Below are 13,218 nucleotides of genomic sequence, written 5' to 3' on the forward strand. Positions count from 1 at the left end.
GTGTGTGGTTAATACGCGACGCGCGGCCCAGCCGCACGACCTCGGCCCTGCCGAGAGCGACGCGCGTACCCGCGACCGCGTCCTCGCGACCGTGAGCGAGCGAGGACCGATCACCGCGGCTCGTCTCGCCGCCGATCTCGGCCTCACCCCGCCCGGCGTGCGCCGGCACCTCGACCAGCTCGCCCTCGACGGTCTCGTCGAGGACCGCGACCCCGCGGCCAGCAAGCGCGGCCGCGGTCGGCCCGCCCGCGAGTGGGTCGTCACCGGCGCCGGGCACGACGTCCTGCCCGCGGGCTACGAGACCCTCGCCGGCGACGCGGTCCGATTCCTCGCCGCCGCGGCCGGCCCGCAGGCCGTCGCCGACTTCGCCCGCGCCCGGATGACCCGGGTCGAGGAGCGCTACGAGGCAGACGTCACCGCGGCCGGTCCCGACCCCCGCGCTCGCACCGAGGCGCTCGTCTCCGCGCTGCGCCGCGAGGGCTTCGCCGCCTCCGCCCGTCCGGTGGGGGCCGGTGGTCTCGCCGGCGTCCAGCTGTGCCAGGGTCACTGCCCGGTGCAGCACGTCGCCGCCGAGTTCCCCGACTTCTGCGAGGCCGAGCGCGAGTCCTTCTCCCGACTGCTCGGCGTGCACGTCCAGCGGCTCGCCACGCTCGCGCAGGGCGACCACGTGTGCACGACCTTCGTGCCCACCCCCGACATCCCCCCGTCCACCAGCTCGTCCACCCACCCTGAAGAGAGGGGCTCACGATGACCACGAACATCGAAGACCTCAACCCCGGCCTCAAGGACATCGGCCGCTACGAGTACGGCTGGGCCGACTCCGACACCGCCGGCGCCTCCGCGCAGCGCGGTCTGAGCCAGGCCGTCGTCGACGACATCTCCGGGCGCAAGAACGAGCCCGAGTGGATGCAGGCCCTGCGCCGCAAGTCCCTCGGCCTGTTCGAGAAGAAGCCGATGCCGAGCTGGGGCAGCGACCTCACGGGCATCGACTTCCAGAACATCAAGTACTTCGTGAAGTCGACGGAGAAGCAGGCCACGAGCTGGGAGGACCTGCCCGAGGACATCAAGGCGACCTACGACCGACTCGGCATCCCCGAGGCGGAGAAGCAGCGTCTCGTCGCCGGTGTCGCCGCGCAGTACGAGTCCGAGGTCGTCTACCACCAGATCCGCGAGGACCTGGAGGAGAAGGGCGTCATCTTCGTCGACACCGACAGCGGGCTGCGCGAGCACGAAGACCTCTTCCGCGAGTACTTCGGCACCGTCATCCCCGCCGGCGACAACAAGTTCGCCGCGCTCAACACCGCGGTGTGGTCGGGCGGCTCCTTCATCTACGTGCCCCCGGGCGTCCACGTCGACATCCCGCTGCAGGCCTACTTCCGGATCAACACCGAGAACATGGGTCAGTTCGAGCGCACGCTGATCATCGCCGACGAGGGCAGCTACGTGCACTACGTCGAGGGCTGCACCGCCCCGATCTACAAGACCGACAGCCTGCACAGCGCCGTCGTCGAGATCGTCGTGAAGAAGAACGCCCGCGTGCGCTACACGACGATCCAGAACTGGAGCAACAACGTCTACAACCTCGTCACCAAGCGCGCGACGTGCGCCGAGGGCGCGACGATGGAGTGGATCGACGGCAACATCGGCTCCAAGGTGACGATGAAGTACCCGGCCGTCTTCCTCATGGGCGAGCACGCCCGGGGCGAGACCCTGTCCATCGCCTTCGCCGGCGAGGGCCAGCACCAGGACGCGGGCAGCAAGATGGTCCACGCCGCCCCGAACACCTCGAGCACGATCGTCAGCAAGTCCGTCGCCCGTGGCGGCGGCCGCACGAGCTACCGCGGTCTCGTCCAGGTCCTCGAGGGCGCGACGAACTCGAAGGCCTCCGTGGTCTGCGACGCGCTGCTCGTCGACACGATCAGCCGGTCCGACACCTACCCCTACGTCGACGTCCGCGAGGACGACGTGCAGATGGGTCACGAGGCGACCGTCTCGAAGGTCTCCGACGACCAGCTCTTCTACCTCATGTCCCGCGGGATGAGCGAGGAGGAGGCGATGGCGATGATCGTGCGCGGCTTCGTCGAGCCCATCGCCAAGGAGCTGCCGATGGAGTACGCCCTCGAGCTCAACCGCCTCATCGAGCTGCAGATGGAAGGAGCAGTGGGTTGAGCCTGCTGACGCAGAACCCGAGCACCCCCAACCCGAGGGCGCACAGCCACGGCGGCCCGGTCGTCCCCGACCAGTCGCGGGCGGAGCGCACGCGCTCCTTCGACCCCACGGACTTCGCGGTCCCCACGGGCCGCGAGGAAGACTGGCGCTTCACGCCGGTCGCCGACCTGCACTCGCTGCTCGGCGGCGAGACGACGGGCGGTGCGCTCTCCCGCGAGGAGTCGCTGCCCGAGGGCGTGACCACCTCGGTCATCACCTCCGAGCAGGCCCGTGAGCTCGGCGCGCCCGAGCCGGCCGACCGCGCCGCGGTCCTCGCCGCCAGCGGGTCCGACGGGGTCCTGCACCTGCAGGTCCCCGCCGATGCCGACGTCTCCGCGCCGGTGCACCTGCGCCTGTCCGGCGACGGCGGCACCGCCTACGGCCACGTCCTCGTCACCGTCGGCCGCTTCGCCCGCGCGACGGTCGTCGTCGAGCACACCGGCGACGCGCGCTACAGCGAGCTGCTGAGCGTCGTCACCGGCGACGGCTCCGACCTCACCCTCGTGAGCACCCAGGAGTGGGCCGACAGCGCCCAGCACCTGGCGCAGCACGACGTCGTCGTCGGCCGTGACGCCCGCGTGCGTCACATCGCCGTCACCCTCGGCGGCGGTGTCGTGCGGCTGAGCACGAACGCGACCTACGCCGGCCCGGGTGCCAGCTTCGAGGGTCTGGGCGTCTACTTCGCCGACAGCGGCCAGCACCTCGAGCACCGGCTCTTCGTCGACCACGAGGCGCCGCACTGCACGAGCAACGTCGAGTACAAGGGCGCCCTGCAGGGCGAGACCGCCCGCACCGTGTGGGTCGGCGACGTCCTCATCCGCGCGGCGGCCGAGGGCACCGACACCTACGAGCTCAACCGCAACCTCGTGCTCACCGACGGCGCGCGCGCCGACTCGGTCCCCAACCTCGAGATCGAGACCGGCGAGATCGCCGGCGCCGGCCACGCCTCGACGACCGGCCGGCTCGACGCGCAGCACCTCTTCTACCTCCAGTCCCGCGGGATCCCGGTGGAGGAGGCCCGTCAGCTCGTCGTGCGCGGCTTCTTCGCGAGCACCATCGGGCGGATCGGCGTCCCCGAGGTCACCGAGCGCATCATGGGTGCGATCGAGGCCGAGCTCGCCGGGGTCGACCTCAGCTCGCTCGCCCCCGCGGACGCGTCGTGAGCGCCGTCGCCGAGCCGACGTACGGCGAGCCCGTCCACGTCTGCCACCGGGACGACCTGCCCGAGACCGGGGCCGCCCAGGCCGAGGTCGACGGCCGGCTCGTCGCGATGATCCGCACCGAGGACGGCGCGATCCACGCGATCGACGACACGTGCACCCACGCGGCCGTGTCGCTGTCCGAGGGCGAGCTCGAGGGCTGCCAGCTCGAGTGCTGGCTCCACGGCTCGACCTTCGACGTGCGCACCGGCCAGCCCTCCGGGCTGCCGGCGACGATCCCCGTCGCCGTCCACCAGGTCAGCGTCGACGAGACCGGTGCGGTCTACGTCGCCCTGGCCACCGGCCGCCGCTGAGCGGCCCACCGACATCCCCCTTCGCACGACACGAGAGAAGTGAGCACCGCATGAGCACCCTCGAGATCCGCGACCTGCACGTCAGCGTCGACACCGAGGACGGCCCCAAGGAGATCCTCAAGGGCGTCACGCTGACGATCCGCAGCGGCGAGACCCACGCGATCATGGGCCCCAACGGCTCGGGCAAGTCCACCCTGGCGTACTCCATCGCCGGGCACCCGAAGTACACCGTCACCTCCGGCACCGTGACCCTCGACGGCGACGACGTCCTCGCGATGTCGGTCGACGAGCGCGCCCGCGCCGGGCTCTTCCTCGCGATGCAGTACCCCGTCGAGGTCCCCGGCGTCACGGTGAGCAACTTCCTGCGCACCGCGAAGACCGCCGTCACCGGTGAGGCGCCGAAGCTGCGCACCTGGGTCAAGGACGTCAAGGGCGCGATGGAGGGTCTGAAGATGGACTCCGCCTTCGCCGAGCGCAACGTCAACGAGGGCTTCTCCGGCGGTGAGAAGAAGCGCCACGAGATCCTCCAGATGGAGCTGCTCGAGCCGAAGTTCGCCGTCCTCGACGAGACCGACTCCGGTCTCGACGTCGACGCGCTGCGCATCGTCTCCGAGGGCGTCAACCGCGCCAAGGAGGCCACCGGCTCCGGTGTCCTGCTCATCACGCACTACACCCGGATCCTGCGCTACATCACGCCGGACCACGTCCACGTCTTCGTCGACGGCGCGATCGCCGAGCAGGGTGGCCCCGAGCTCGCCGACGAGCTCGAGGCGAACGGCTACGACCGGTTCATCACCGCGAGCGCCTGATGACCGGCCTCCTCGACGAGCGGGAGCTCGCCGCCCTGCGCGGCGAGTTCCCCATCCTCGGGCGGACGGTGCGCGACGACAAGCCGCTGGTCTACCTCGACTCCGGCGCGACCTCGCACAAGCCGCTCGCCGTCCTCGACGCCGAGCGCGACTTCCTCGTCACGGCCAACTCGGCCCCGCACCGTGGGGCGCACGCGCTCTCGGAGGAGGCCACCGAGGCCTACGAGGACGCCCGGCGCGTCGTCGCCCGCTTCGTCGGCGGCCGTGAGGACGAGGTCGTCTTCACCAAGAACGCGACCGAGGCGCTCAACCTCGTCGCGTACGCCTTCAGCAACGCCGCGCACAGCGACATCCCCGGTCACGAGCGCTTCGTGCTCGGGCCCGGCGACGAGGTCCTCGTCACCGAGATGGAGCACCACGCGAACCTCGTGCCGTGGCAGGAGCTGTGCCGGCGCACCGGGGCGACCCTGCGCTGGATCGGCGTCACCGACGAGGGCCGGCTCGACCTCACCGACCTCGGCGAGCTCGTCACCGAGCGCACGAAGGTCGTCGCCCTCACCCACGTGAGCAACGTCCTCGGCACGGTCAACCCCGTGCGCGAGGTCGCCGACGCCGCGCATGCCGTGGGCGCGCTCGTCGTCGTCGACGCCTGCCAGTCGGTGCCGCACCTGAGCATCGACGTGAGCACGCTCGGCGCCGACTACATCGCCTTCTCCGGGCACAAGGTCTACGGGCCGTCCGGCATCGGCGTGCTGTGGGGCCGCTCGGAGCTGCTCGCGGCGATGCCGCCCTTCCTCACCGGCGGCTCGATGATCGAGACCGTCCACATGGAGCGCTCGACGTACGCGCCCCCGCCCACCCGCTTCGAGGCCGGCGTGCCCATGACGAGCCAGGCGATCGGTCTCGGCGCCGCGCTGCGCTGGGTCGAGGGCATCGGCATGGACCGCATCGCGGCACACGAGCAGGCCCTGACCCGGCTCGTCCTCGACGGTCTCGCCGAGCGCCCCTGGGTCCGCGTCGTCGGCCCGACGGACATGATGCACCGCGGCGCGGCCGTGGCCTTCGTCGTCGACGGCGTCCACGCGCACGACGTCGGGCAGATCCTCGACGACTCCGGTGTTGCAGTGCGTGTGGGTCACCACTGCGCCTGGCCGCTGCACCGCCGCTACGGCATCGCGGCCTCCGCGCGGGTCTCGCTCGCCGTCTACAACACCCCCGGCGAGGTCGCGGCCTTCCTCACCGCCCTCGACCGCATCCCCGCGGTCTTCGGCCTCGACACGACGACAGGGAGCGTCTCCGTCTGATGGACCTCTACCAAGAGCTGATCCTCGAGCACAGCAAGCGCCCGCACGGCGCCGGGCTGCGCGAGGGGCACGACGCCGAGGTGCACCACGTCAACCCCACGTGCGGTGACGAGGTCACCCTGCGGGTGCACGTCGAGGGCGCCGGTGCCGACGCCCGGATCGCCGACATCTCCTACGAGGCGACCGGGTGCTCGATCTCGACCGCGTCGACCTCGATCCTGGCCACCGAGGTGACCGGGGAGGAGATCGCCGAGGCGATGCGCACCCATGCCGCGATGCGGCACATGCTCACGAGCAAGGGGCAGGACCCCGGCGACGAGGAGGTCATCGGCGACGGCGTCGCCCTGGCCGGCGTCGCGAAGTACCCCGCGCGCGTCAAGTGCGCGCTGCTGGGCTGGATGGCCCTCACCGACGCCCTCGCCCAGGCGGGCGTCGACGTCACCGCGACCGAAGGAGAGCAGGCATGAGCACGACGCAGACCCCCGCCAACGTGGCCGACGTCGAGGAGGCCCTGCGCGACGTCGTCGACCCCGAGCTCGGCATCAACGTCGTCGACCTCGGCCTCGTCTACGGCATCACCGTCGACCCGCAGAACCACGCCGTCGTCGACATGACGCTCACCTCGGCGGCCTGCCCGCTGACCGACGTCATCGAGGACCAGGTAGCCCAGGCCGTCGACGGGCTCGTCACCGGGCATCGCATCAACTGGGTGTGGATGCCGCCGTGGGGCCCGGACAAGATCACCGACGACGGCCGCGAGCAGCTGCGCGCCCTCGGCTTCAACATCTGAGCGCTCGCCCCGCGCGCGTGGCGCTGGCAGGCTGAGCGGATGAGCGAGCTCGCCGACGTCCTGCAGCGCCACGTCGACGACGGCGTCCTCGTCGGGGCGGTGGCGGCCGTCGGCCCCGCCGCCCCGACGCGCGACGGGGGAGCCCGGCCGGTCGGCGCCGGTCGGATGGCGCTCGACGGCCCGCCCATGCCGCCGGACGCGGTCATGAGGGTGCAGTCGATGACGAAGGTCGTCCTCGCGGCGGCCGTGCTGCGGCTCGTCGAGACCGACGGGCTGCGCCTCGAGGACGAGGTCGCCCGCTGGCTGCCCGAGCTCGCCGACCCCCAGGTGCTCGAGCACCCCGGTGCGACCCTGGACCGGACGGTCCCGGCCGAGCGCGCGATCACCGTGCGCCACCTCCTCACGTGCACGAGCGGCTACGGCATCGTCGACGAGACCAGCCCGCTCGGAGCGGCGATGGAGCGCTCCGAGCTCGCCGCCGGCCCTCGGCCGTGGGCGCTCGACGCGAGCACCTGGGTGGAGCGCCTCGGTGCGCTCCCGCTCGTCGGGCAGCCCGGCGAGGTCTGGCGCTACCACCACTCCTTCGGGCTGCTCGGCGTGCTGCTGTCGCGGCGCGCCGGCCGTCCCCTCCACGAGCACCTCCGCGAGGTCCTCCTCGACCCGCTGGAGATGCCCGACACCGGCTCGTGGGTGCCGCAGGACCAGCTGCACCGGCTCCCCGCCGCCTACCGGTGGGACGACGCCCTCGTCGAGACCGACCCCCTCCACGGCGGCTCGTACGCGGGAGACCCCGGCCACGACGTGAGCCACGGCGAGCTCGTCTCCACGACCGCCGACGTCCTCGCGCTGCTGCGCATGCTCCACGACGGCCGAGACGCCCAGGGGCACCCCTTCGTCGGTGACGAGCTGCGCCGTCTCATGCGCACCGACGCCGTCCCCGACCGGGCCAAGACCCCCGAGAGCTTCCCGTACTCCGAGCGCTTCTGGGAGGGCACCGGCTGGGGGCTGGGCGTCGGCATCCGCACCGCCGGCCCCGGTGCGGGGCGCTTCGGCTGGACCGGTGGGCTGGGCACCGACTGCTGGCTCGACCCCTCGGGCTGGTGCGGCGTCGCGCTCGTCCAGACCGAGATGTCGCCCCCCGTCATGGGGCTGCTGGGCGACGTCGACGCGATCGCCGACCCCCGTGCCTGACCGCGTCGTCGAGGTCGACCCGCAGCGCTACCCGCGGTGGCGCGAGCGCTTCGAGGAGAGCAACGCCCAGCGGGCGCAGGACGAGCACCAGGAGGTCGTCGCGGTCGAGGTCTTCGAGCACGACCCGCTCGCGCTGCTCCTCGTGCGCCGCGGCGGCTACGGCGTCGGCGTGGCCGTCGGTCCCGAGCTCGTCGCGCACAAGGTCGGCACCCGCTACGTGCAGTCCCGCACGAAGAAGGGCGGGTGGTCGCAGCAGCGCTACGCCCGCCGCCGGGGCAACCAGGCCGACGAGCTGGTCGGCGCCTGCGGCGACCACGCGGCCCGGGTCCTGGCCGCCCTGCCCGACGGGGCGAAGGGGGTCCGCGGTCTCGTCCTCGGGGGAGACCGGGCGCTGCTCGCCCAGCTCCTCGAGGACCCGCGGCTGCGCCCCCTTCGCGAGCTGCCACGTCGTGAGCTGCCCGACCTGCCCGACCCCCGCCTGACCGTCCTGCAGGCCGCCCTGCGCCGGGCACGTCACGTGAGGATCACGATCCGCGACCCCTGACGACGAGGGCCACGGGGCACGCACTACCGTGCCCTGCGGAGCCGACGACCTGGGACGGTCGCGGCCGCAGCCAGGGGAGATCACGCAGTGCGCCGTCGGACCACCACCATGCTCGTCGCCGTGCTCGGCACCGCGCTGCTCGGCCTCGCGCCGGCGGCGCCCGGTCGGGCAGCCGGGCCGGACCCGCTGCCCGAGCCGTACATGACCCGAGGTGACGTCGCCCGCGGCGCGCTGAGCTCGACCCGCCAGCCGGTCGTCCGCGCGCGGACGGTCGCGCCCCGGCGCACCGCGACGTCGACGCGGACCGCCCGGGTCGTCACGTCCTCGGCGTGGTCGTGGTACATGGACCCCCGGGTGCTCGGCACGTCGACGGCGACCTACCTCTCGAGCGTGCGCAACAACGGCGACATCCAGGTGACGCGCGTCGCGCGCGGCAGCGCCGAGCTCTCCCACGCCGTCCTGCACGCCCGCTTCCAGCCCGACGACCACAACGCCCCGTCGCTCACCGAGCTGCCGGACGGCCGCATCGCCGCCTTCTGGAACGGTCACGCGGCGGTGCCGGCGCGCTACCGGGTCACCGAGCAGGCGGGGGACGTCACGACCTTCGGACCCACCCAGCGCCTCGTCGGCTCCGGGCTGGAGCGCGACCGGGTGACGTACACGGTGATGCTCCAGCTGAGCGAGGGCGCCTACCGCTACCACCTCTTCACCCGCCGGGCGGTGGACAACGCCTGGGTGATGACCCGCAGCAAGGACCTCGTGCGGTGGACCCCCGCGGTGCGCCTCTTCGACCACCCCACCCGCGAGAACGCGCCCTACCCGAAGTTCGTCACCGACGGGCGGCGCACCATCCACGTCGCCGTCTCCGACACGATGGCGACGCCGACCCAGCTGAGCTCGATGTACCACCTCACGCTCGCCGACGGGGTCTTCCGTCGCAGCGACGGCTCGACGATCCGCACGCTGAGCGAGGTCGCCGGGTCCGGCGGCACGGCGCCGCGGCCGATCGACCCGCGCGAGGCCACGCTCGTCTACGACGGGCGCAGCGCCGACGGCCGGGCCCGGATCTACGACATCGCCCTCGACGCCGCGGGGCGGCCGGCGCTCGTCCTCACGACGGGCGACGTCGCCACCGACATGTGGACCTACAAGTGGTTCCGCCTCGGCGCCGGCGGCTGGGCCGCGACGACCCTCGACCGGGCCCCCGGCCCGCAGCCGTCCGGCATCACGATGCGCCACGACGACCCCGGTCGGGTCTTCCTCGTCCAGGGACCCGGGTCGGTCGGGGAGCGCGAGCTCGTCGAGTACCGCACGGCGGACGAGGGCCAGACCTGGCAGCGACGACCGGTGACGTCCGGCTCGACCCAGGGCAACCGCACGCCGGCGACCCCCTGGGGAGCCCAGGACGGGCCGGTCGACGTCGCCTGGCTGGCCGGTCCGTACACGACCTTCAACAACGGCCTGTGGGACACCACGGTGACGATGTCGACGAGCGACCCCGCCCCGGTCGACCTCACCTCGACCTGGCCGATCGGGTGGGCCCGTGGGAAGGGGATCACGAGCACGATCACCGAGGGCGTCGGCGGCCGCGGCCTGCCCGGGGTGCGCGCCCGGCTCATGGCCCGGCTGCCGGGGCAGCCGGAGCGGGCGATGAGCAGCCGGCTCACCGGTGCCGACGGGAGCGTGCACCTCGCCGTCAACCGCTACTACCCTCGGGGCACCCGCGTGCGCGTCGACGTGCCGTCCGCCGGCGGCTGGGGGAGCGCGACGACGACGGCTGCGGCCGTCGAGACCGACACGACGGCGATCGACCTCGACTCGACGTGGCGCACCGGCTGGGACCGCGGGGTCGGCGTCTCCGCCTCCGTCACCGCCCGGCGCGACGGCTCGCCGCGCGCCGGCACCCCCGCCTGGCTCCTCGTGCGCAAGCCGGGCACGGACCAGCAGGAGTTCCGCACGGGCAGCCGGCTCACCGACGCGGCCGGGTCGGTCCACCTCCCGGTGAACCGGTACTACCCGAAGGGGACGCGCGTGCGCCTCCACGTGCCGGCCCAGGCGCCCTGGGGCTCGGCCACGAGCTCGTCGCACCGGACGGGCAGTGAGCCGAGACGTCACGCGCCGCGGCCCCGCGCCCTCACGGGTTCTCGGGGTCGCTGACCTCGAAGGTGTCGCAGTCGTTGATGCTCTGGGCCTTCATCCCCTTGATGAACCAGCCCTGGCGGGCCTTGGCCGACCCGTGGGTCCAGTCCTCGGGGTTGACCTGGCCGCTCGACTTCTTCTGGATCTCGTCGTCGCCGACGGACTTCGCGGCGCCGAGCGCGTTGCGGATCTGCTCGTCCGTGGGCTCCTTCAGCAGCGTGACGCCGTTCGCGTCCTTCGTGCCGCTCGCGTCCTGGACCCACATGCCGGCGAAGCAGTCGGCCATGAGCTCGACGCGCACCGCGCCGGAGTCGGCGCCGCGCGGGTCCTTCTGCGACTCCTCGAGGACGCCGTAGAGGTTCTGCACGTGGTGCCCGTACTCGTGGGCGAGGATATACAGCTCGGCGAGCGGGCCGTCCTGCGCGCCGAGCTGGCTCTCCATGATCGAGAAGAAGTCGGTGTCGATGTAGATGCCGCGGTCGAGGGGGCAGTAGAAGGGGCCGACCTGGTTGCTCGCGGTGCCGCACTGCGACTGGGTCGTGCCGGAGTAGACGTTGAGCGTCGCGGGCGGGAAGTCCTGGCCCTGCTTCTCCAGAGCCGCCTTGACCTGCGGCTGGTTGCTCCAGAAGTCGTAGAGGCTGTTCTCGCCGCCGACCATGCGGCACTTCGCGCTGCGGTTGGCGTCGGCGCCGGTCTTGCACTCCTCGAAGCCCTGGCTCTGGCCGCCGCCCTGGGAGTCGGTGCCGCCGTCGCCCCCGGGCAGACCGCCGCCGAAGAAGAGCGAGAGCACGAGCACGATGAGCCCGAGGAGCCCACCGCCGGCGACCACCGGACCGCGGCCGCCGCCCCCTCCGCCGCCCATCCGGGAGGTGTCGAGGGACGCGTTGTCGTTGAAGCTCATCGAGGGTGCCCTTCCGAGGCTGCGGCCAGGCCGGTCGGCCCGCCGTGAGTGCCGCTTAGACTAGACCTCGGTGGACCCGTGACGAGGCTTGCAGCCCCGCCGTCCGCCGACCCGCCCGCACCGCCGACGAAGGGGGCGCGGGTCCCCCTTCGCCCCCGCCAGGAGACCCATGATCACCGCCACGTCCGTGGAGCTGCGCGCCGGCTCGCGCATCCTCCTCGAGGAGGCGAGCTTCCGGGTCGCCGCGGGCGACCGCGTCGGTCTCGTCGGGCGCAACGGCGCCGGCAAGACCACCCTGACGAAGGTCATCGCGGGGCAGACGCAGGCGGCGGCGGGGACGATCCACTCCAGCGGCGAGGTCGGCTACCTGCCGCAGGACCCCCGCACCGGAGACCTGAGCATCACCGCGCGCCAGCGCATCCTCTCGGCCCGCGGGCTCGACACGATCGTCACCGAGCGCTCGCGCGCCGAGCAGCGGATGGCCAGCGCCGACACCGAGACGATGGAGAAGGCGATGCGCGCCTACGCCCGTCTCGACGCGGAGTTCGACGCCGCCGGCGGGTACGCCGCCGAGTCGGAGGCGAGCGCGATCGCCTCCGCCCTCAACATCGACGCGCACCGGATGGACCAGCCGCTGGAGACCCTCTCCGGTGGTCAGCGCCGTCGCGTCGAGCTCGCGCGGATCCTCTTCAGCGGGGCCGAGACGCTGCTGCTCGACGAGCCGACGAACCACCTCGACGCCGACTCCATCGCCTGGCTGCGCGACCACCTCAAGGGCTACAAGGGCGGGCTGATCATCATCAGCCACGATGTCGAGCTGCTCGAGGTCGTCGTCAACCGCGTCTTCCACCTCGACGCCAACCGCTGCGAGCTCGACCAGTACAACATGGGCTGGAAGGCCTACATCCAGGCCCGCGAGACCGACGAGCGGCGCCGCAAGCGCGAGGTCGCCAACGCCCAGAAGAAGGCCGGCGCCCTCATGGAGCAGGCCGAGAAGATGCGGGCCAAGGCGACGAAGGCCGTCGCCGCCCAGCAGATGATCCGGCGCGCCGAGCGGATGCTCGCCGGTGTCGAGGGGGAGCGGACCCAGGACAAGGTCGCCAAGCTGCGCTTCCCCGAGCCGGCGGCGTGCGGGCGCACCCCGCTGCGGGCGAGCGGGCTGTCGCGCAGCTACGGCAGCCAGGAGATCTTCACCGACGTCGACCTCGCCATCGACCGGGGGAGCAAGGTCGTCGTGCTCGGACTCAACGGCGCGGGCAAAACGACCCTGCTGCGGATGCTCGCGGGCGTCGACGCGCCCGACACCGGACAGGTCGAGCCCGGGCACGGGCTCAAGCTCGGCTACTACGCCCAGGAGCACGAGAACCTCGACGTCGACCGCTCGGTGCTCGACAACATGAAGTCGGCAGCGCCGGACCTCGGCGAGACCGATGTGCGCAAGGTGCTCGGCTCCTTCCTCTTCACCGGCGAGGACGTCGAGAAGCCGGCCGGTGTGCTCTCCGGCGGCGAGAAGACCCGGCTCTCGCTCGCGCTGCTCGTCGTCTCGAGCGCCAACGTCCTGCTCCTCGACGAGCCGACGAACAACCTGGACCCGGCGAGCCGGGCCGAGATCCTCGGCGCGCTCTCGACGTACAAGGGCGCGGTCGTCCTCGTGACTCACGACGAGGGGGCCGTCGACGCCCTCCAGCCCGAGCGGATCCTGCTGCTCCCGGACGGCGTCGAGGACCTCTGGGGCGCGGACTACCGCGACCTCGTGGGCCTCGCCTGACGTCCGGCCAGAGGTCGTCCAGCGGCCGTCCAGCGCATAAGACGCGATTAT

13 protein-coding genes are annotated in these 13,218 nt (G+C 72.5%); 12 read left to right on the forward strand and 1 reads right to left on the reverse strand.

Annotation, left to right across the window (positions count from 1 at the left end; genetic code table 11):
* The first annotated feature begins 4 nt into the window (after positions 1-4).
* From LIV55_RS00810 to LIV55_RS00860, 11 genes are all read left to right on the forward strand, one after another.
* Positions 5-751, forward strand: a complete 747-nt coding sequence (locus tag LIV55_RS00810; RefSeq protein ID WP_123091713.1) for a helix-turn-helix transcriptional regulator — start codon at positions 5-7, stop codon at positions 749-751.
* Complete coding sequence (sufB, locus tag LIV55_RS00815) at positions 748-2,169, forward strand: Fe-S cluster assembly protein SufB (protein WP_123091714.1); 1,422 nt, start codon at positions 748-750, stop codon at positions 2,167-2,169. The genes LIV55_RS00810 and sufB overlap by 4 nt, the downstream gene beginning before the upstream one ends.
* Entirely contained in the window at positions 2,166-3,371 is a 1,206-nt protein-coding gene (sufD, locus tag LIV55_RS00820) for a Fe-S cluster assembly protein SufD (RefSeq protein ID WP_372456478.1), read from the forward strand. The genes sufB and sufD overlap by 4 nt, the downstream gene beginning before the upstream one ends.
* A complete protein-coding gene (locus LIV55_RS00825; protein ID WP_123091716.1) occupies positions 3,368-3,721 on the forward strand; it encodes a non-heme iron oxygenase ferredoxin subunit in 354 nt (117 codons plus the stop codon). The genes sufD and LIV55_RS00825 overlap by 4 nt, the downstream gene beginning before the upstream one ends.
* 50 nt (positions 3,722-3,771) lie before the next feature.
* The gene (gene sufC, locus LIV55_RS00830; RefSeq protein ID WP_068275960.1) at positions 3,772-4,530 is read left to right on the forward strand and encodes a Fe-S cluster assembly ATPase SufC; all 759 of its coding nucleotides are present in this window, start codon (positions 3,772-3,774) and stop codon (positions 4,528-4,530) included.
* The gene (locus LIV55_RS00835) at positions 4,530-5,834 is read left to right on the forward strand and encodes an aminotransferase class V-fold PLP-dependent enzyme (protein WP_123091717.1); all 1,305 of its coding nucleotides are present in this window, start codon (positions 4,530-4,532) and stop codon (positions 5,832-5,834) included. Before sufC ends, LIV55_RS00835 begins: the two co-directional genes overlap by 1 nt.
* The gene (gene sufU / locus LIV55_RS00840; protein ID WP_123091718.1) at positions 5,834-6,301 is read left to right on the forward strand and encodes a Fe-S cluster assembly sulfur transfer protein SufU; all 468 of its coding nucleotides are present in this window, start codon (positions 5,834-5,836) and stop codon (positions 6,299-6,301) included. The genes LIV55_RS00835 and sufU overlap by 1 nt, the downstream gene beginning before the upstream one ends.
* Positions 6,298-6,624, forward strand: coding sequence for a metal-sulfur cluster assembly factor (locus LIV55_RS00845; RefSeq protein ID WP_123091719.1), 327 nt, complete (start codon positions 6,298-6,300; stop codon positions 6,622-6,624). The genes sufU and LIV55_RS00845 overlap by 4 nt, the downstream gene beginning before the upstream one ends.
* A 39-nt stretch (positions 6,625-6,663) precedes the next feature.
* Positions 6,664-7,815: a serine hydrolase domain-containing protein gene (locus LIV55_RS00850; RefSeq protein WP_229298904.1), complete on the forward strand. Its 1,152-nt coding sequence runs from the start codon at positions 6,664-6,666 to the stop codon at positions 7,813-7,815.
* Entirely contained in the window at positions 7,808-8,359 is a 552-nt protein-coding gene (locus LIV55_RS00855; protein ID WP_229298905.1) for an acVLRF1 family peptidyl-tRNA hydrolase, read from the forward strand. The genes LIV55_RS00850 and LIV55_RS00855 overlap by 8 nt, the downstream gene beginning before the upstream one ends.
* Positions 8,360-8,446: 87 nt before the next feature.
* Positions 8,447-10,516 (forward strand): BNR-4 repeat-containing protein, encoded by a 2,070-nt coding sequence (locus LIV55_RS00860; RefSeq protein ID WP_229298906.1) that lies wholly within the window; start codon positions 8,447-8,449, stop codon positions 10,514-10,516.
* On the opposite strand, the gene ypfJ is transcribed toward LIV55_RS00860, so the two are convergent.
* Entirely contained in the window at positions 10,494-11,399 is a 906-nt protein-coding gene (gene ypfJ / locus LIV55_RS00865) for a KPN_02809 family neutral zinc metallopeptidase (RefSeq protein WP_229298907.1), read from the reverse strand. The genes LIV55_RS00860 and ypfJ overlap by 23 nt on opposite strands.
* A gap of 169 nt (positions 11,400-11,568) precedes the next feature.
* Here ypfJ and LIV55_RS00870 point away from each other — a divergent pair, with 169 nt between their 5' ends.
* Entirely contained in the window at positions 11,569-13,167 is a 1,599-nt protein-coding gene (locus LIV55_RS00870; RefSeq protein ID WP_191681759.1) for an ABC-F family ATP-binding cassette domain-containing protein, read from the forward strand.
* Positions 13,168-13,218 lie beyond the last annotated feature (51 nt).

It is taken from the genome of Janibacter melonis (assembly GCF_020567375.1).
Taxonomy (GTDB): domain Bacteria; phylum Actinomycetota; class Actinomycetes; order Actinomycetales; family Dermatophilaceae; genus Marihabitans; species Marihabitans melonis.

Coding starts and splice junctions, on each gene's coding strand:
- sufU (WP_123091718.1), top strand. CDS start 5,834: ATGGACCTCTACCAAGAGCTGATCCTCGAGCACAGCAAGCGCCCGCAC.
- ypfJ (WP_229298907.1), bottom strand. CDS start 11,399: ATGAGCTTCAACGACAACGCGTCCCTCGACACCTCCCGGATGGGCGGC.
- LIV55_RS00850 (WP_229298904.1), top strand. CDS start 6,664: ATGAGCGAGCTCGCCGACGTCCTGCAGCGCCACGTCGACGACGGCGTC.
- LIV55_RS00845 (WP_123091719.1), top strand. CDS start 6,298: ATGAGCACGACGCAGACCCCCGCCAACGTGGCCGACGTCGAGGAGGCC.
- sufC (WP_068275960.1), top strand. CDS start 3,772: ATGAGCACCCTCGAGATCCGCGACCTGCACGTCAGCGTCGACACCGAG.
- LIV55_RS00870 (WP_191681759.1), top strand. CDS start 11,569: ATGATCACCGCCACGTCCGTGGAGCTGCGCGCCGGCTCGCGCATCCTC.
- sufB (WP_123091714.1), top strand. CDS start 748: ATGACCACGAACATCGAAGACCTCAACCCCGGCCTCAAGGACATCGGC.
- LIV55_RS00835 (WP_123091717.1), top strand. CDS start 4,530: ATGACCGGCCTCCTCGACGAGCGGGAGCTCGCCGCCCTGCGCGGCGAG.